Here is a 17,820-nt window from a genome sequence, read left to right on the forward strand (position 1 = left end):
TGAATGGTAAAAATTTTCTGTCTTTATTTTATTCTATCATTAAATTGTTTGGATTCATAAAAAGTAATTTGAGTAAATAACTAATACGAAACGATATCGTGTTCATAGACACACAAAAGAAAAGAGCATATTTTGAAAAAGATTAATCATAATACACTCTTTAATGATTCATTTATAACCTTTTTTCTAAATAGTAATGATTATGTCCTTTAGGATGATCTTCACTTACCCCTATCACTTTATACCCATGCTTCTTATAAAAATTAGGGGCTTGGAAACTAAAAGTATCTAATTTGATTAGCCTACATTCTTTTTTAATTGCAAATTCTTCAATAAGATTCATTAAATTGCTTCCGTAACCTTCGTGCCTGTATTCTTCAGAAACCCATAGAAAGTCAACATGTACATGGTGCCAAAATGTGATTGCCGTTATCCCTCCTACTATTTCTTCTTTTTCATTTTTTACTATAAAACTAATCTTTTCTGAAGGTGTTTTTTCTTCATTTGAAAGTTGTTTTTGGTTATATTCAATTACTTTTTCTCTTATGTAATCACTATCTTCTTGTACCCATTGCTTTACTATTTGCATTTTAACTATCACGCCCCTTTACATTATTTATTCAATTTAATAATCGGAATGTCCTATCTTCTTTAATGTTAGATTATGAAATAAGTACAAGGATAAAATTAGATTTTTTGAATGTCATCCATTATTTATACATTTTTTTGTAAAGCAAAAGAGCCCTAGTATAAGGACTCTTTCTTAGCATTAAGCTATTTTTCGATTTAACGATTTGATTTCCTTCTCCTTTTCTGCATTTGGAGGGCGGATTACTATAGAGATAACGAAAGATATAACACATAGAACACCGATTGTAATGAAGGTTGGTTGAAATCCACCAAGTAGTGCCCCAATGAATGATCCTGCAAGTGCACCAAATCCGAAACCTTGGTAAACAATCCCGTAGTTTGTACTATGGTTTTTTAATCCGAAGAAGTCTCCCACAATTGCTGGGAAGATGGTGATGTTACCACCAAAGCAAAAGGCAACACTTGCTACACAAGCAAAATAAATCCCGTAATTTAGTGGAATGAAACTTAAAGTGAAGACGGACAATCCAATAATAATAAATGTAGCAGAGACGATTTTTAACCGACCTATTTTATCTGATAACGTTCCAAGAATAATTCTACCTATTGTATTAAAGATTGCAATCATTGCGACGGCATTAGCGGCAGTCGCTGCACTAAGACCAACGAGCTGCACCCCAATGTCTTTTACCATACCGATTAAATATAAACCACCCATACAGGAAGTAAATAGCATGAAAAACAAGAAATATACTTGTTTAGTTCGCATCATTTCACGCGGAGTATAGTCATTGTGTAATGTTTCAGTTGCGGTGTTACTTACAATTGCTTCACGTAAGAAGAACGATCCGATTAATACTAAAAGTAAGACGATAATACCCCAATATAAAAATGCTTGTGATACACCAAGACTATCGATAAGATTTCCGTTTACATATCTAAAAATTAAGCTACCCATTCCATATGCTGAAACAGATATACCAGAAATAAGCCCTTTACGGTTTGGAAACCATTTAATTAAATTAGATAGTGATGTAATATATGCTGTTCCATCAGCATATCCAACGACAACACCGGCTAATAAATAAAGTAATGGTAATGAGGAAACTTGTGAACTAAGTATTAAACCGAGTCCTAAAACAATTCCAGCTGTAGCGATCAGTTTACGAAGTCCAAATTTTTGTTGTAGCTTTCCTGCAAATAGAGTTGAGAATGATAAAGAAAAACTCGTAATTGAGAAAGTGATCGCGACTGAATTGAGGTTCCATCCAAACTTACTTACAAGGGGTTGATTAAATAAACTCCATGTGTAAATTGTTCCTAGGCCAATTTGAACAATGATTGTACCTAGAACAATTAACAACGGATTTATAGATGTTTGTTTCATACTAACTGTCCCCTTCTTTTATCATGACATGAATTTTCACAGTTAGTATATCCATGATAAATTGCAAGATACTGTACGGAAAATGGAAATTAAGTTAGCTTACACAAAAAGACACTTCGTCAAGAAGTGTCTTTTTGTAGGTTATATACAGCATTTAAAGAAAGCTTTGTTAAGATAAGACATTTTCGAATGCTTATGTACATATGTTATCAAATAATTTGCTGAAAGTGATGAGACTTAAGACGTATTTTTCTTTCATAAATAAGTCGGAGAGAAAATTAATATTCAATTTCCTCGAAGTCTTTCGGTTGCGGAACAGTTTGCATATTAGCTGCATCTTTCGGATCGCTATAAATCGCGTTTTGTTCTGTGTTTACATCCTTTATATTTTGCTTTTTATTTTTATTCACTTCATTTTTCATTAAAATTCACTCCTTTTTATTATAGGAGTAGTTATGCCCTAACCATATTATTTTTACTGCTGCTAAATGTATCAGCGACTAAATTGCTAAATTCACGTAAATAATATAAATAATTATCTCCACCATAGTTGTATCTTTTATTGTACATTTTAGCAACGACGACATTATATTCTGGAATGACTAATATCGTTGGTCCTGTAATTCCTAATATTTGATAAGAATCTTTCGGAACTCGCTCACCAAGTTCGCTAAATAAAGCAGGTTCATTTTGGACGAACCAAAACAACCCGTTTTGAGGTAGTTCTTTATTTGTATACTCTGGACTTTGTAAGCTCGTAGCAAGTGCTATAACTTCTTTTGGGACAATTTGTTTACCATTTAAAAACCCGTTATTTAAATGCAGGTTCCCCCAGTATGCAAATTCTCTCGCAGAGACAAACAAATTTTTCTCGGAGCCGTCATCTACTGTACCAACACTATTTATGGCATCTTCATTTGGATTTACAACAACCTTAACTAAATTATCATCTTGCTTTATTCTCCATCCAGTTTCTTTGAAATCAGCAGGTATGAATACACGCTCCTTTAATAGTTCAGGAAAACTCTTATTATACAGCTGATAAATAAGCTGCGTGACCATTCTTACATTAATATCTCTGTACGCCCAAGCTTGTCCCGGCTCAAACTCACGAAAAACTGTCCCATCATTAGTTTCATTTAAACCGTGTGAATGAGTTACTAAATGTCTTATCGTTGTTTTACCGAGTAATGAAGGATCAGGTTTTTCAAAAGAATTTACTGCCTCGTCATCAAGTGATTTTATTTTCCCCTCATAAACTGCATAAGCTACCATTAATCCTAAATAGCTTTTTCTTGCGGAAGCGACATTGAACTGTGAAGATATGTTTACTTTTTTACTAGTAGAAATATTTGAATGCGTTCCACTATAATGCTCGAGCACAATCTTATTATCTTTAATAATACAAAGTGCTGCCGCAGAACTTTGATTTGTCTCTTTAATGTTTTCTACCCATGAAATTAATTTTTCATATTTGTACAAATAAATATCCCCCTAAAACATATAAAAATGACAGCATGAAAGAAAAGTTTCAATACATTATAACTTTGCATCTGCACTTTTCTTTCATGTGAAATATTATAGATTTATAATACTTAAATAATCCACCAGTTCCAGCAATTAGAACAGCTGAAACAACCAACGCAGCCTACACAACCTACACAACCGCCGCAACGTCCGCCGCCACAACCACCACAGCGACCACCACAACCGCCACCGCCACAACGTCCGCCGCCACCGCATCCGCCACAACGACGTGCATCGTCTTGAATGTAGTAATATGGATATTGATTTTGTTGCTGATCCCAATACACAACATTACCAGGTTGATAAGCATTAAGGTTTAACGCTTGTAGTTCTTGTTGAAACTCATTCATTATGAAACCCTCCATTTACAAATGTAAATTCCGTCCAAATTTTCGAGTTTATTTACTTTTAAAAATAAAGTAGAAATAAGGCTATAGACTAAATGCGTACATCAACAAAATATGACTTTACACTAGGTGATGTACCTTGTTTATGAGCCTATTTTCTTTATATTCTTTTAGTGGACGGAATTAATATAAATAGAGACAATTAAAAGTTACTAATCCAGCAAGTTAATAGTTCATCACTTAATTTTATTTCTAGTAATTCTTTTACTGAAGGTGTCGGCATTATTGTATAGGAATTTATATTTTCTTTATTAAAATCAATCCAGTGAAATGCTAAATGGGACTCTTTAGATATTGGAGTGAAATCGGATTTTAACTCATTTGAATCTATTTCAAAAATGTGGTTAATTTCATGGTGGAGGGTTTCTTTGGCTTGCCATTGATTTTCTATGACGCCTAAAAATTGTTTTACACTGCAAGTTACTCCAAGTTCTTCTCGCAACTCTCTTAGTAGTGCATTCTCTGCTGATTCTCCAATTTCAACATGGCCACCGGGTAAAAAATAGTGATGTCCTATGTATTCAGCAACTAGTAATTTTTCATCTTTTATCATGATAGCTCGTACAATATGATGGAATTTACTTTTCATTTTGTATTCCTCCTAATCATTCACTTTATACTTGCTCGAAAATTGTCATTTAAAAGCGAGATAATATAAATCATAGGTGTTTCATATGGATGAACATTATTAATAACTGCAAGAGAACATTGTACATGTTTTCGTTTATAATTTAATTAAAACTAATAATTTTGATACATGATTCTAAAAAAGAGTATGTTTATGAAAAAAATTATCAAAACATACTCTTAATATTTTTAGTTGATTCATTCTTTTACAATAAGGTTTGATTAGCCCTATTCTTTGCGGCCTCAAAATCGAAGCCGTAGCTAAAGTATGCAATCACTACTTTTCCCTAAGCAAATCTATTCTCTATTTCAAATTTACCTGCCTGTACAAATTTTAGACTCTTAACGAACCACGAAAGCCTCTTGCGGCATAGTAAGATTCTGCCCCATTGTGATACACAAAGACGTGTCCAAAGCGATAATCGCAAAAAAGGGCACCGCCAAGTTCTCTAATGTCAGAAGGTGTTTGCACCCAACTCGACGTCTTCATATCGAAATTTTCAAGATTATGCAACGCACGATATTCTTCTTCCGTTAATAGTTCAATGCCCATAGCAGTTGCCATATCAATAGCGTTATTTTCTGGTTTATGTTTCTTTCTTGATTCTAGCGCTTCAAGGTCATAACAAACACTTCTACGACCTTTAGGACTTTCTGCTGAACAATCATAAAAAATGTATTCGCCTTTTTCTTTATCAAAATCAACAACATCAGGTTCGCCACCAGTTCTTTCCATTTCATTGAGTGACCACAATTTTTCAGTATTAGCATCCAGCTTTTCTTGAACATTAGTCCATTCTAGGTCGTTATGGCGGTTCATATGATTCTCAAAACGATCTTTCAATGTTTGTAGTAATTCTTCACGTTGCTCTAGTGACAACTCCTTTTTATTACTTTCTTTCATATTAGTTCCTCCCATGATGTTTTTATTAATGATAGTTTAAGTATATATAAATACTGTTTTATAATAAAATGTTTAAATAATTGTGTGAATTCTGCTTGCAATAATTTATATAACTTAGTAACACCACTTCTCCGCAATTTGGATCTAAAACAGAACAACTTATTGTTTCTAAGCAGTTTCTTAATCGATCTTTCAATTCTAGATGTTCTTTTCTTTTTCACCATAAATACAAGATATAACTCTATTCAAAATAGTACATCTTTATTTCAACAACAATAAGCGATATATTTCCTCACCGTCGTATACATTTCCTAATGGTTTAAAACCATAATATTTATATAGTTTTTTTGCAGAAATATTATCTTTATGGACAGTTAATCTAATTTCCTCACACTCTTTAAAGTTATTTTTCATTAAGTTAATGATTTCCTTTAATGCTGCTTTTCCATATCCTTTTCCTTGCTCTTTTTCATCAACGATAAATCCGTTAATCCAATACATATTTGTTGATTCTCGTACATAAGCGTGCATAATAAAACCAACTATAAGGTCGCCATCATATATAGCGAATGGAACATATTCGACATTTTCACCATCTGGTTTTATGTATACTTTAGCAAGTGATACTGCCACTGCCGGAACAAATTGCATTTGATTTTCTTTAACTTGTAATTTCAATGCGTCTTCCCAATTTTCTCTCGTAACAATTTTTAATTGGACGTTCACTATTTTAAGCTCCTTTAAAAAAGAATTTATCTTTTATATTCAACGGAGTGAAATGATTCCCTTTTTCGACAGCACCTTATAGCATTATTTTTATAAAGTCTCGAATAAATTCTTTTTCATCTAATTCTAATGCTATTTATTATAGATATTTTCCGCTCTCGATTTGTTTATAATTATCTTTTTTAAATGTTAAATGAGTAATTATAACCCCTAATATAGTAATTACCCCTCCAACTATCGAAACAAAAGTTGGCACCTCACCTAACCATATCCAAGCGATAATACATGCAGCTACTGGTGTTAAATATAAAGAACTTGTTGCTTCAGAAGCACTGGAATGAGATGTAATATATGCTAATGCAATATATGGAAGTACTGTCGGGAACACACCTAAATATATAATACTCAAAGTAACTTCTATATGACTATGGATCAAGTTCTTTATCTCAAAGAGTTGCTGCAGAATGGTTAATCAAAGTTTTTTATGAGGAGCACGTAGCAAACGTAAGGATTCACCTAAAAGAGCGAAGACGAATAATGATACAAGCCTTAAATAAGTATTGTGCAGATATTGCCACGTGGGATATTCTTAGCGGCGGATTTTTTATATGGCTAAGGGTGATACCTAACATTCCGATGAAAAAACTGTTTTCAGAAGCATTATCAAAGGGAATTCTTTTAAATCCGGGACGAATTTATGAAGAGAAATCAGATCAGTACATTCGTTTATCGTATGGCTATGCTTCTCCTGAACAATTTACTCAAGGTATTTATATATTAAGTGAATTGATTAGTGAGTTGATGGAATAACAAAAATCCTCTTTAATGTAAAGAGGATTTTTGTTATATCTTATTTACCACAATCTCATCTCGTGTCCTAATAAAATGAGTTCTTTATAAGAATCACCGTCAATCTTTAGCGCTTGCACAAAAGATACCCTTATTTCAATATATTAAGTCGAACTAACAATGTTATTCAACTTTTCTCCTATACTGCAATACTATAAAAATAAAAAGGAGGAATTATTATGAGCATTTTCAATATTCTTTTGACCATTCACATATTATTTGGAACCATATGTTTAATTACGGGAATTGTAGCTATGCTTGCTCAAAAAAAGAAAGGGAAACATACGGAATGGGGCGAAATATATCATGCATCCTATGTTGTAATAACTCTTACTGCAATTATATTGTCTATTATAAATTGGGATAAAATCGCATATTTATTTTATGTAGCAATTTTCTCTTATTCATTTGCGATTTATGGCTATCTTGCAGGAAAAAAGCGTTGGAAAAATTGGATTCATCACCATATTAGAGGTATGTTAGGCTCCTATATCGGTGCCGTTACCGCACTTTTAGTAAACATCGGAATTCATATTCCCATTATTAATTTACTGCCGCCTATATGGTTTTGGTTTTTACCGACGTTAATCGGTATTCCTCTCGTAGTCAGTGTATCAAAAAAATATAAAAAACAAAGGAAAAATTAATTGCATTTTGGTTAGTTTCTAATTTATTTTGATATTCTATGTAGTGAATTGAATATTTTGTTTTTGCACTAAGGACATGGAATGGAAGAAAAATAAAAGGAATCCAAGCTTTTGGATTCCTTTTATTTCTGTTTCTTTAAGGCATAAGTGTATCCAAACGATCTGGATAATTAGTAAACATCCCGTCGACGCCCCAAGAAATTAACTTTTTCATATCTTTTTCATTATCTACTGTAAATGGATGAACTTCTAATCCATAATTCTTTATTTTTTTTACGTAGGCTGCATCAATATATTTGTAATTCATACCAAGACCTATGCAGTATGTTTTATACTTTTCTATTTCTGATTCTGTTAATTGAACTGCTTTTTTATATGATAATAATTGTACTAGCGGTATATTGGCATTTAAATTATGAACCTTTCGCAGACTTTCTTCACTAAATGATTGAATAATAACTTTATCATTTATTTGGTAGTGATTAATAATTTCTAATAGTTTTTCTTCCATTCTAGGATATTCATCTGGCGATTTTGTTTCGATATAATAGTTAGCATTATGTCCAAACGTTTCAATAATTTCTTCTAGTGTTGGAACTTTAGCACCTTCAAATTCTTCCTTTGCTAAATTGGAATTCTTTTTATTGAAAAAAGATCCTGCATTTAGTTTCTTTATTTCTTCTAATGTATGTTCTTTAACTAATCCCATACCGTTTGTTGTACGGTGTAATGTTTCATCATGCATAGCTATTAAATGTCCATCTTTTGTCATTTGGAGATTTATTTCTATATAGTCACCTTTTAATTGTTGTCCTAATGTATAAGCCACTATTGTATGTTCTGGTGCATATGCAGAAGCACCTCTATGCGCAATGTTTTTTATATAATTTGATTGATTAGTAGCTTTTATATAATTATGTTCATTTACTTGTTGAAAAACAAAGATGCTTATTACTGTGAAGAAACAAATGATTGTAATTATAGATGTTTTTTTCATAACGGTATGTTAACTCCTATATTTAAAACAATTTGACTTGGATGATTTACTCAAATAAATGCCGATTTTCAAAAACAGTCATTTGTCCTACAACTTGAAAGCCGGATTTTTTATAAATATTTATTCCATCAGGTGAAGCTTGTAATACGCAATACGTATTTTTTAGTTGTTTAGCTTCTTGCAGTAAGAAATTAAACATAGTAGAGCCGAATCCTTGTCCTCTCATTTCTTCTTTAGTCGCAATATCATAAATACCGACACTATCTTTCGTACATACTAAAGAGCCAACAGATACTACCTCACCTTTATAAAGACCTAAGTATAGTTTCATGTCATCGCTATTCCATAAATCTAAAGAAGAAATTTGATTATAGTATGATTGAACATTAGAGCCTTCCGCTGATGTACCGAATAAAGCCGCTAATGTTTCGACAAATTTTTGTATTTGTACCGGCGAAGTTGCTTTTTGTATTGTAAAACCTGCTGGTATGTCTATTGTAGGAAGAATTGTTTGTAAATCTGCAACCATTGCAATATTATTTTCTGCTTCTATTAATCTAAGTTTTAGTAACTCGTTCTTAAGTGTATTCTCTCGCTTTGCATCCCAACACCAAACACTCATGGGGAACCCTTTTTGATTAAAGTATTCTATCTCCGCACATAATTCCTCGTTTCCTTCCGTTAAGTTGTTGTTTAATAAAGTAATAATATTAAATGTATCTGTAGGTAAACCACAGTTAACGGCAATATAATCCTTCGTTTTCTTTACACTCATTCCTTGCACATGTCGAGCAACATATGTAGTTTTATATGTAAAATTATCTATAAGTAACTTTTGATAATTCATCAATCGTGCTCCTTTCATAGAAAGTAATAATTTAATAACTCCTATATTAAATATAACATATAAGAAATTTCACTTAATCAATGATATCCCCCTTTTTAACCCCTTTATATCACACGATGTAGCATAATAAGAATTAAAAATGATATAACATTGTCGGAATGAAAAAAGTGGTATATAATAAATATTAACATTACTAGTAATTATTTTAGGTATTCCTAGAATAAAGGAGCGATACATATGAAAATTACTATTTATTTCGGAAGTCATGAAGATCAAGATGTTCGTACTATGGACTGTCATTTAGATGTAGAAGATACAGAAGAGATTGTTTCTGTATCATAATATAAATAATCGGGATGAACCCTATTCCCTACAGCGTTTAAGACACCTTTTACAGGTGTCTTTTTTATTGTTTTTTCATCAAAAACCCTTTACTTTAGAGCGTTTTAATAGTAAAATATAAATATACGAACAAACGTTCTTTTTGATTTATTTGTACATGAAGGGATGATTTTAACAATGGCTCAAGCAAAGCGCAGAGGAAGAAAAAAGCAAACACCTATTATTTCAAATACAGGCTTTATCGGCTCTGTCTTTATTGATACATTGGAGTTACAAAAGAAATCCTATTATTTCGCTCGTAAAAAACTTCAAATTGTTCATCACGTACTAGATGGTCTATCTGGGGCAACGAGTGCATTATTTAAAGAACATAATATCTCCGCATACATGTCATGTGTGTATTTACATAAACAAAAGAAAATCGGCTTTGTTCTTTCAACAAAACCGTTTGAACAAAGTGATGGGTTTGCTTACTTTATAAATTATTTAATCGAAAAGAATTTTTACGGTAACGAAGAAGTAGAATATCAAGAAGTATTTAATACAGGTTTTATTGGTGTAGTATTCGCGGATTTATCTAGTATAGATCGCTTTAATTTTGAGTTTGAAATGGGTATGTTAACGAAATTAATGAAAGATATGATTATTCCGGTTAAAGAGCTCTTTTTACGCCACAATGTACCGGCTTACATCTCCACTTCTCATTTAGAGGAGCAAAATAAATTAGGTTTCGTTCTATCTGTAAAACCATATGATGAACGTGCAGAAGCAGATTTATACTTCGAAACATATTTAAAAGAGCGCGGGTTATTTATTGGTGATGAAGAAGATGATATTGATAAGATTGTTATTAGAAAGACAGCTGAATTACGATAGAAAAGCACAGGATAATGATCCTGTGCTTTTTAAACATTTAACAATATCATTTAGTTACGTTAAACACTATAATCTGTTGAATGAATTTCTAAATTCAACTTATTTGAGTAAGCCTTATTCAAAATAAGAAATACTATCCCTCCTGCAATTGGAAGCATGTAGGCTGGAATATAATTTAATAATAGACCTGATAATGCCAGTGCTATTGGCTGCATCATTTTACCTATACTTAATCCAATACTGAGCACTCTTCCCCTATATTCATCGGGAATCTCTTTTTGCATGAAATAAGTTAAAGGAATATCAATTAGTGCTATCATTAGTCCTAAAAAGAACATAATAATGCAATACATAGTAACGTATACAAAATTATCTACTTCAATACTGTTGAATAAAACTGGAATCCCTGAAATTATCATGAAAATTGCCAACATAAAACTTGATTTTTTCAAAAGATAGGAATAAGAAAAACAATCAGTTATCTTTTTTACTAATATTGCACCAACTATCATTCCTACTGGAAAAGTCCCATGAATTATGCCAAATTGCTTCGAACTAAGATTGAGAACTGTGTTTATTATGTACGGTAATGGAACGATTACAGCAAAACCTAAGAAGAAATTAAGTGAAGTTAAAATACGAAACGTATTTTTTAAGCTTTCCCTTTCAATTAAGTAAGAAAATCCCTCCTTTATATCTTTAATAAAATTAATTTCTCTTTTTGAACATTCCTCATTTAGGTTGTACTCGAACAATTTAAAGTGAATAAACAATATGGATATGCCCGAAAGAATAAATGAAATACCATTTATAATTATAAAAGTTGTTATATCTAATACAGCAAAAACGATGCCCCCTAACATAGGACCGAGAATTAAAGATACAGAATCGATAATTTTACTTATAGAGTTAATACTCATTAATCTCTCTTTAGACACGATATTTGGTTTTGCTGCTTCTAACCCTATTCCAAAGAATGTTGTAAATACCGACATAAGAAAGGTAATAGCATAAATAATGAATAAGTTTAATCCATAATTGCTGCTTACTATATAAGTAACAATTAATAAACCTCCACTTAGTAAATCCATGCAAACGACCAGTTTCTTTTTATCAACTTTATCTGCAATTACACCGGCAAATGGATTCATAACAATCATTGGAATCGTTCCTAAAATGAGTGTAATTGCGAAACTTAATGCTGATCCGGTTATTTGTAAAACATATAATCCTAATGCGAAACTATAAATAGAGCTACCAAATATTGATATTGTTTTCCCAATTACATAGAGACAAATATTTTTTAGTTCTTGGTTGCTTTTTTCATTTTGTAACTGTATTCGTAAACTCTCCATAACTTTTCCCTCCCGCTTAACTTTGTATTACGTACAGTGTAAGTTCTCGGGTCAACCCAATATCAATATGCTAGTATTAAAAACTTTTAAAAGAAAAATTAAAAAAGATGGGGTTAACCCCATCTTTTTCCAAAAAATGAATATGTATAAATTTCTTCTCCTTGAACAAAGAAATCCTCGTATTTTCCTCCTCGTTCTATATATTCTGAAGTTCTTTCATCTATGGAATTAAACTGTAGCTTTTGGATTTCTCTCTTCACTTTTGAAGACGTAAAATTATCTCGAAATCTAGTTGTAATTTGGCTATTTATGCTGAAATTTTTAAATAAAATAAATGAACTTAATAAATAACAATCAGGTTTTAAAAGGGAATTTAATTCATGCAGCAAAAAGATTTCATTCTCAAAACTGTAATTACTTGTACCAGACTGATCAATTACAATATCAACAGAATGGTTCTGAATAGGTATACTTAAAAAATCAGCGCAAATAAAAAGAATGTTTCTTGTGGAGTTTCTTCTTTCAATTACATCTTTTAAAAATAGAAGTTTATTCAAATCTCGATCAACAGCAATATATAAGCAATCTTCTGGCAGCTCTTCATAAATATTTCGTAAAAAGAATCCAAAACCCGATCCTATATCAAGCAGTACCTTGTCATTTAAATCTAGTTGTTTTAGTTTCTTTTTCGCCCATTCTCCTGCTCTATGTATATTCTCCAAATAAGAAGAATCAGTTTCATGGATATAATCTGAAATAGGATCTTCAAAAGAAGCCCTGTCAGACGTTTCAAACGATTTACCTGCTGTTAAAATCCCTGAAGTAATAACATACTCTTCGCCGCAATTACAAGTTAATTTTCCCTCCATAATTTGATTGCTATTAATAATTCCATCTTGAAGAATTAAATTTTCGCTACACTTAAAACATGTAAGAAAATTCAGTACCCTTAAATCTATCCCTAAAATTGAATTAGAAATCTCCGTTGTTATAGATAAATCATTTAACGCTGCCTTTAATTTATCTCTTCTTTCCTTTAAAATTTTTATTTCATGTTCCATCTTTTCATATTTCAATTTAAATAAAGATTGGTAAAAAGTATCTTTTTCGTAATTCATAGATTTTGCTAAACTTTTATAAAGAAAAAGTTCTTTAATTTCATTCAAACTAAATCCTAGCCATTTGTACTCTAATATAAGCTCTATATCTTTTTGACAATACTCATCAAAAAAATAATGGCCCCCCTTCTTTTCGGGGATAATTAGCCCGAGATCCATATAATGTCTAATCGTATCTATACTTAAATTATTTTTTTCTCCAAATTTACCGATTTTCATAATATCACTACCATTTTAATATTTGTTTATAAATACTTCTTTTCTAATCATAGAAAATCCTTTTATCTATCTATACATAATTATCTTTAGTATGGGGTAGATTCAATGAATACTTTATATTTGTTATAGAAAAAAATAAAAAACCCGCGAATTATTCACGGGTTTTACTCTTAATAACTAATTGCTATTGTTCCTTCACCTGCATGAACAGCAAATGAAATTGGCAATGGATACAGTTTGAAATCCATTTCAGGGAATGCTTGTTTAATATCTGAAATCCATTCTTCAGCTCCATTTTTATCGTTAGCATAGAACATATGAAGTACTTTAGGTAATTCTTTTTCAAGCTCATTTTTAATGTATTCTCTACATTTTTGGATTTTACGCACTTTCTTTTCAAGTAAAAGTTCTCCGCCTTTTACTTCTAAGATTAAGTTGACACTTAATAAACTTCCAAGTAAAAATTGAACTCCCTTTACTCGACCACTTGCATATAAACCTTTTAGGCTTTTTGGAAATACATAAAAGGGCCTTCTTTTTTCATCTACTAATGTTTTATGTATATCTTGTAAAGTCATACCATCATTGTATAACGTTTTAGCTTTTCTCAAAAGTTCATCCATTGGATAACTTGTCGTTTCACTATCTAATACAGTTAAAGGGAAACCTGCCATATCAGCAGCTAACTTCATATTTTGATAGGTCCCACTTACTTTTCCGCTAATAGCAACTGCAAAGCCTTCTTCATATTCTTCTTTGCATTTAGTAAATAATTCTACCATTTCCCCTATGTTAGGTTGCGAAGTAGTAACGGTTCTTCCATCATTTAACGCTTCATAAAGACGTTTATGAACTCCTTCTTCACAATCCTTATAAGACACTCCATCAATAATAACTTCAATTGGGATAACAAAGTTATCACCATCTGTTGTAAAACTCGCAGTTGTACTATCAGTAAACCAAGCAACACGCTTCATGTTGTTCCTCCCTTATTCTGTTCCTCTTTTCTGACTTTTCTATATATTTATCTTACGAAAAGAGAATATCCCCTGTAATAGTAACAGGACTTTATTATTTTGGCTATAGTAGATGGATAATAAATGTGAATGTTTTTTGTCTATTTATCAAAAAAAAAGAAAACCACAAAATTTTCCGGCCTTCTTTTAACATTACATTACTTAAATGTTTCGTTATCTAAAATAACAACATAATCATTCGTCATTCGCCCCGCTTCTTTCGTATAACTGACGAGACGCTGGATGTTATCACAGCAAATTTTTGCTCCCCATACGAGTAACGGTACACCAATAAAATCAATATGAAATCTTCTAGAAAACAAACCGCCTAAAGTCATTGGCAATGGAACTGTTGGTGATGTATTAGAAAAAATAATCTTATCATTGTTTTGATAATGTTTTTGCAGAATCTCTCCTAAATGCTTCATGGCAGGTACAACGACCTTTGATGCCCCACATCCAATTGTATATACAGGATTCCCATATTCATCTTGTCCATGAAAAATAATTTTCCCCATATCTTCTGTTTTCAATTTATTAAAGTACTCTACATTTAAAATTTCTTCTTTCGTTAACTTCCGATCAGTTGGTAATTTATTTAAATGATAAGCTGCAGCTAGCGAGGTTGTATGCGTTCCGCCGAAATCCGTGTAAATGAATATCATATTATCATCCCTTGTTGTAAAAGTTCAATATTATTTAGTATTACCGTTCACAGCGTTGTTAAACAAGGGACGAATGTATTTACGCTTTTTGTGTTAATTCATTATATTTTTTCCAAATATAATAGCGTCTACTAATTACGGTACCTAATGTGATACATAAAAAGGCATTCGTTACAACCATTAATGTGTGGTGAGTACTGCCAGGAAACATACTTTGCTTAATCAAAACCTTTGCACCTAAAATAACAAGGAGAATAATTGTACTTAACCAATTTCCTTTTCGTAATACATGACCTGTTTCACTATCTAATCGAAATGTTAAAGCTTTTCCTCTAATAACTCCAAGACCCAATCCAATTCCGAGCATTGCAACGAATAATAGTACGTGCAATATATTTAATTGTCCCATATGAATAATGGACTGGATTGTTACAAAGCACAGCAAAGCCGGAATGAGCCAAATACGATTAATATTCACTTTGTATTCCTTACCTTGCATTAATACAATTATTAGAATAACAAGTAGAATAACAAATAGAATATCCATTTAGAGTCCTCCTATATACTTGTTTACCTTTGAAAATTATATTCGCCTCTGTTCATACCATACATGAAATACGATAGCTACTTTAATTTGTAAAATACGGAATGTGATTTTCCATCAGCCTTAAGCATTATTTATAAAAGTAAAAAGACGTACTTTCTACTCGTACGTCTTTAGTAGCTTTATTAGTACATTCCTAAACTGGTTTAAACTTTTATTTATCAATAAATTCTACACCTTTAAAGTTAGTTTTATCTAATACTTGAATGTTAAATGTAGCAGCTAATTTTAAAGTGATTTTATAAATGGAATATCCAATTATAGAACCTAGAACGTTACAGATTACATCATCAATATCGGTAATACGTCCCCAGCCACTAACTAATGACTCGATTAATTGTAACAATTCTATACTAACCGATATGATAAAACCTAATAAAATAGTATTTTCAACTTTTTTGAATTTATTCCATATAAGTGGTGCTAAAAACCCTAAAGGCATTAATAATAAAACATTCCCGCCTACATTTCTTACGATTAGACCAATCATAAATAGGACATCACCATCATAAGCACTCCCTATTTGACCGATATCTTTAATAATTGATGCAAAAGGAATAATATTGACTGACCGATTAAGATTTTCAACACTAGAAGGAAACCCGATTGGTAAAGGGAATAAGGTTACTGCAACAACCATACAAATGTATACTGCAAATAGAAAACTAATTAACTCTTTCCACCAATTCACATGCTTTTTATTTTTGAACCCAATTAATATACTTCGGACAAATAAATAACAGATAACCCCAAAAATAATAAATAAACTACCGTTAATCATATGCAAATCGCTAACACATCCCTTTATCTTAATTATTCTATAGGACTTTTCGCAGGATGGTTTTGTCATACGGAATAATGTATCTTTATATTATTGTAAATTCATTAAAGAGAAACCTTCATTTGCGGGATTTTCATATTTTTCTTTCCCTCTAAGTACATTGTCATAATATGCTGTATCTAAAAAAGATAACGAACGGCAACGTACCCAGCCTATTTCGTCTTCTTTTTTATACGCTCTAATTTTTATATCCATGTAATTAAAAAACTCCTTCTATTTCTACCATGAATTTTTCGGGTCCTGTCCCTTTATTTGATGGAATAACTAATGTAATTCCTAAGTCCGGGTATACGGCCGAGCGGAAACTCACGCCTGGATCATATCCCATTACATGATATTTAAAAATATTTCCTTGTCTTTTCTCAATCCATATTCCATAGCCGTAAGACTGGCTATTATTCACCAAAATATGAGGAGTTAAAAGTAACTTCGTATATTCGTGGCTTAATATTTCGTTGTTAAATAGAGCTTCCCAAAATTTCACCATGTCTGGTGCAGTAATATAAGCACCACCATCAGAACCTCCTTTTATGGGTATAGAGTATGCATTTGTTCTCCATTTTTGACTATTTACATCCTTTATATATCCGAGAGCTGTATGTTTTGGTAAATTATCTAAAGAAAAATAGCCTGAATCATTCATGCCAACTGGAACAAATATGTTTCTTTCTATATATTCCGTAAATTCAAGTCCTGTCTGCTGTTCTATAATTAATCCAAGTATAATAAAACCTGCATTGTTATAGTAAAACTTACTTCCTGGTGTAAACATCATATTACTGTTTTGGAATAATGGTAAAAAGTCTTTTAAACTTTTTAAAAGATACATAGGGGTTTGTTTCCAAAGATCTTCAAAGTTATCCATGATACTTTCATCAAAATAATCTGGAATACCCGAACTATGCGTTAAAAGTTGATGCACTGTAATATCTTCATTAAAGTTTGGGAATTTAATATGTAGACAATCTTTTAACTTTGTATGAAAAGTAATTACACCTCTTTCAACAAGTTGACAGATACTGATAGCAGTGAATAATTTACATCCTGAGGCAATTCCAAATCTTGTTTGTAGTGTATTGTTTATACATTCACTTCTGTTAGCATATCCAAATGAATTTTCATAGATAATATCATCATCTTTTTTTATTAAGACTACCCCAGAAAAATCTATATTCTGATGTATTTCTTTTACAATTTTCTCTATTTGATCTTTTGTTTTTATCATAATAACCACCCTTGTTTATCAGTATTGTTCTTTCCCCTTATTATTTTTCC

Annotated in this window: 20 protein-coding genes and 3 pseudogenes; 3 read left to right on the top strand and 20 right to left on the bottom strand. The window is 31.5% G+C overall.

The window, feature by feature from the left end:
- Positions 1–172 precede the first annotated feature (172 nt).
- The 9 genes and pseudogenes from MHB76_RS12730 to MHB76_RS12770 form a co-directional block, all read right to left on the bottom strand.
- Positions 173–589, bottom strand: coding sequence for a GNAT family N-acetyltransferase (locus MHB76_RS12730; protein ID WP_016104977.1), 417 nt, complete (start codon positions 587–589; stop codon positions 173–175).
- Between the two features lie 180 nt (positions 590–769).
- The gene (locus MHB76_RS12735) at positions 770–1,978 is read right to left on the bottom strand and encodes an L-lactate MFS transporter (protein ID WP_002161621.1); all 1,209 of its coding nucleotides are present in this window, start codon (positions 1,976–1,978) and stop codon (positions 770–772) included.
- Between the two features lie 278 nt (positions 1,979–2,256).
- The gene (locus tag MHB76_RS12740) at positions 2,257–2,400 is read right to left on the bottom strand and encodes a hypothetical protein (RefSeq protein WP_002013225.1); all 144 of its coding nucleotides are present in this window, start codon (positions 2,398–2,400) and stop codon (positions 2,257–2,259) included.
- Between the two features lie 31 nt (positions 2,401–2,431).
- Entirely contained in the window at positions 2,432–3,460 is a 1,029-nt protein-coding gene (locus tag MHB76_RS12745) for a serine hydrolase domain-containing protein (protein ID WP_078173641.1), read from the bottom strand.
- A gap of 113 nt (positions 3,461–3,573) precedes the next feature.
- A complete protein-coding gene (locus MHB76_RS12750; RefSeq protein WP_002065695.1) occupies positions 3,574–3,855 on the bottom strand; it encodes a heterocycloanthracin/sonorensin family bacteriocin in 282 nt (93 codons plus the stop codon).
- 199 nt (positions 3,856–4,054) lie between these two features.
- A complete protein-coding gene (locus tag MHB76_RS12755; protein ID WP_199709847.1) occupies positions 4,055–4,501 on the bottom strand; it encodes an NUDIX domain-containing protein in 447 nt (148 codons plus the stop codon).
- 372 nt (positions 4,502–4,873) lie between these two features.
- Positions 4,874–5,443: a DUF4256 domain-containing protein gene (locus MHB76_RS12760; protein WP_176107980.1), complete on the bottom strand. Its 570-nt coding sequence runs from the start codon at positions 5,441–5,443 to the stop codon at positions 4,874–4,876.
- Positions 5,444–5,704: 261 nt separating this feature from the next.
- Positions 5,705–6,169 carry a GNAT family N-acetyltransferase gene (locus MHB76_RS12765; protein WP_340986724.1) on the bottom strand — a complete coding sequence of 155 codons (465 nt, stop codon included), beginning with the start codon at positions 6,167–6,169 and terminating at the stop codon, positions 5,705–5,707.
- A 139-nt stretch (positions 6,170–6,308) separates the two neighbouring features.
- Positions 6,309–6,590, bottom strand: a pseudogene (locus tag MHB76_RS12770) (EamA family transporter); the annotation flags it as partial.
- Positions 6,591–6,592: 2 nt separating this feature from the next.
- On the opposite strand from MHB76_RS12770, the pseudogene MHB76_RS12775 reads away from it, so the two are divergent.
- Positions 6,593–6,979, top strand: a pseudogene (locus MHB76_RS12775) (aminotransferase class I/II-fold pyridoxal phosphate-dependent enzyme); the annotation flags it as partial.
- Positions 6,980–7,023: 44 nt separating this feature from the next.
- Here the strand turns inward: MHB76_RS12775 and MHB76_RS12780 are convergent.
- Positions 7,024–7,101, bottom strand: a pseudogene (locus MHB76_RS12780) (DUF4269 domain-containing protein); the annotation flags it as partial.
- 96 nt (positions 7,102–7,197) lie between these two features.
- On the opposite strand from MHB76_RS12780, the gene MHB76_RS12785 reads away from it, so the two are divergent.
- A complete protein-coding gene (locus tag MHB76_RS12785; RefSeq protein WP_002161613.1) occupies positions 7,198–7,665 on the top strand; it encodes a DUF2306 domain-containing protein in 468 nt (155 codons plus the stop codon).
- A 136-nt stretch (positions 7,666–7,801) separates the two neighbouring features.
- On the opposite strand, the gene MHB76_RS12790 is transcribed toward MHB76_RS12785, so the two are convergent.
- A complete protein-coding gene (locus MHB76_RS12790; protein ID WP_340986725.1) occupies positions 7,802–8,662 on the bottom strand; it encodes a glycerophosphodiester phosphodiesterase in 861 nt (286 codons plus the stop codon).
- 46 nt (positions 8,663–8,708) lie between these two features.
- Positions 8,709–9,509 (bottom strand): GNAT family N-acetyltransferase, encoded by an 801-nt coding sequence (locus tag MHB76_RS12795; RefSeq protein WP_340986729.1) that lies wholly within the window; start codon positions 9,507–9,509, stop codon positions 8,709–8,711.
- A 519-nt stretch (positions 9,510–10,028) separates the two neighbouring features.
- Here MHB76_RS12795 and MHB76_RS12800 point away from each other — a divergent pair.
- A complete protein-coding gene (locus MHB76_RS12800; protein WP_016104985.1) occupies positions 10,029–10,727 on the top strand; it encodes a hypothetical protein in 699 nt (232 codons plus the stop codon).
- Between the two features lie 59 nt (positions 10,728–10,786).
- Here MHB76_RS12800 and MHB76_RS12805 read toward each other — a convergent pair whose 3' ends face one another.
- The 8 genes from MHB76_RS12805 to MHB76_RS12840 all read right to left on the bottom strand — a co-directional run bounded on the left by MHB76_RS12805 (position 10,787) and on the right by MHB76_RS12840 (position 17,770).
- A complete protein-coding gene (locus MHB76_RS12805; protein ID WP_078173635.1) occupies positions 10,787–12,082 on the bottom strand; it encodes an MFS transporter in 1,296 nt (431 codons plus the stop codon).
- 113 nt (positions 12,083–12,195) lie between these two features.
- The gene (locus MHB76_RS12810) at positions 12,196–13,419 is read right to left on the bottom strand and encodes a methyltransferase domain-containing protein (protein ID WP_078173634.1); all 1,224 of its coding nucleotides are present in this window, start codon (positions 13,417–13,419) and stop codon (positions 12,196–12,198) included.
- 170 nt (positions 13,420–13,589) lie between these two features.
- A complete protein-coding gene (locus MHB76_RS12815; RefSeq protein ID WP_002013192.1) occupies positions 13,590–14,396 on the bottom strand; it encodes a DegV family protein in 807 nt (268 codons plus the stop codon).
- 197 nt (positions 14,397–14,593) lie between these two features.
- Positions 14,594–15,100, bottom strand: coding sequence for a DUF3189 family protein (locus tag MHB76_RS12820; protein ID WP_002110178.1), 507 nt, complete (start codon positions 15,098–15,100; stop codon positions 14,594–14,596).
- Between the two features lie 79 nt (positions 15,101–15,179).
- Positions 15,180–15,647 (bottom strand): DUF1453 family protein, encoded by a 468-nt coding sequence (locus MHB76_RS12825; protein WP_002110179.1) that lies wholly within the window; start codon positions 15,645–15,647, stop codon positions 15,180–15,182.
- A gap of 211 nt (positions 15,648–15,858) precedes the next feature.
- Positions 15,859–16,491 (bottom strand): VanZ family protein, encoded by a 633-nt coding sequence (locus MHB76_RS12830; protein WP_078173633.1) that lies wholly within the window; start codon positions 16,489–16,491, stop codon positions 15,859–15,861.
- A gap of 84 nt (positions 16,492–16,575) precedes the next feature.
- Positions 16,576–16,740, bottom strand: coding sequence for a hypothetical protein (locus tag MHB76_RS12835; RefSeq protein WP_002161602.1), 165 nt, complete (start codon positions 16,738–16,740; stop codon positions 16,576–16,578).
- A gap of 4 nt (positions 16,741–16,744) precedes the next feature.
- Positions 16,745–17,770, bottom strand: a complete 1,026-nt coding sequence (locus tag MHB76_RS12840) for a serine hydrolase domain-containing protein (protein ID WP_078173632.1) — start codon at positions 17,768–17,770, stop codon at positions 16,745–16,747.
- Positions 17,771–17,820: the final 50 nt, after the last annotated feature.

Source organism: Bacillus sp. FSL M7-1345 (genome assembly GCF_038006985.1).
GTDB lineage: Bacteria > Bacillota > Bacilli > Bacillales > Bacillaceae_G > Bacillus_A > Bacillus_A cereus_U.

Bases quoted from the DNA above. Each gene is read 5' to 3' on its own strand.
- MHB76_RS12730 (WP_016104977.1), bottom strand. From the start codon at position 589: ATGCAAATAGTAAAGCAATGGGTACAAGAAGATAGTGATTACATAAGA.
- MHB76_RS12735 (WP_002161621.1), bottom strand. From the start codon at position 1,978: ATGAAACAAACATCTATAAATCCGTTGTTAATTGTTCTAGGTACAATC.
- MHB76_RS12740 (WP_002013225.1), bottom strand. From the start codon at position 2,400: ATGAAAAATGAAGTGAATAAAAATAAAAAGCAAAATATAAAGGATGTA.
- MHB76_RS12750 (WP_002065695.1), bottom strand. From the start codon at position 3,855: ATGAATGAGTTTCAACAAGAACTACAAGCGTTAAACCTTAATGCTTAT.
- MHB76_RS12755 (WP_199709847.1), bottom strand. From the start codon at position 4,501: ATGAAAAGTAAATTCCATCATATTGTACGAGCTATCATGATAAAAGAT.
- MHB76_RS12760 (WP_176107980.1), bottom strand. From the start codon at position 5,443: ATGAAAGAAAGTAATAAAAAGGAGTTGTCACTAGAGCAACGTGAAGAA.
- MHB76_RS12785 (WP_002161613.1), top strand. From the start codon at position 7,198: ATGAGCATTTTCAATATTCTTTTGACCATTCACATATTATTTGGAACC.
- MHB76_RS12790 (WP_340986725.1), bottom strand. From the start codon at position 8,662: ATGAAAAAAACATCTATAATTACAATCATTTGTTTCTTCACAGTAATA.
- MHB76_RS12795 (WP_340986729.1), bottom strand. From the start codon at position 9,509: ATGAATTATCAAAAGTTACTTATAGATAATTTTACATATAAAACTACA.
- MHB76_RS12800 (WP_016104985.1), top strand. From the start codon at position 10,029: ATGGCTCAAGCAAAGCGCAGAGGAAGAAAAAAGCAAACACCTATTATT.
- MHB76_RS12805 (WP_078173635.1), bottom strand. From the start codon at position 12,082: ATGGAGAGTTTACGAATACAGTTACAAAATGAAAAAAGCAACCAAGAA.
- MHB76_RS12810 (WP_078173634.1), bottom strand. From the start codon at position 13,419: ATGAAAATCGGTAAATTTGGAGAAAAAAATAATTTAAGTATAGATACG.
- MHB76_RS12815 (WP_002013192.1), bottom strand. From the start codon at position 14,396: ATGAAGCGTGTTGCTTGGTTTACTGATAGTACAACTGCGAGTTTTACA.
- MHB76_RS12820 (WP_002110178.1), bottom strand. From the start codon at position 15,100: ATGATATTCATTTACACGGATTTCGGCGGAACGCATACAACCTCGCTA.
- MHB76_RS12825 (WP_002110179.1), bottom strand. From the start codon at position 15,647: ATGGATATTCTATTTGTTATTCTACTTGTTATTCTAATAATTGTATTA.
- MHB76_RS12835 (WP_002161602.1), bottom strand. From the start codon at position 16,740: ATGGATATAAAAATTAGAGCGTATAAAAAAGAAGACGAAATAGGCTGG.
- MHB76_RS12840 (WP_078173632.1), bottom strand. From the start codon at position 17,770: ATGATAAAAACAAAAGATCAAATAGAGAAAATTGTAAAAGAAATACAT.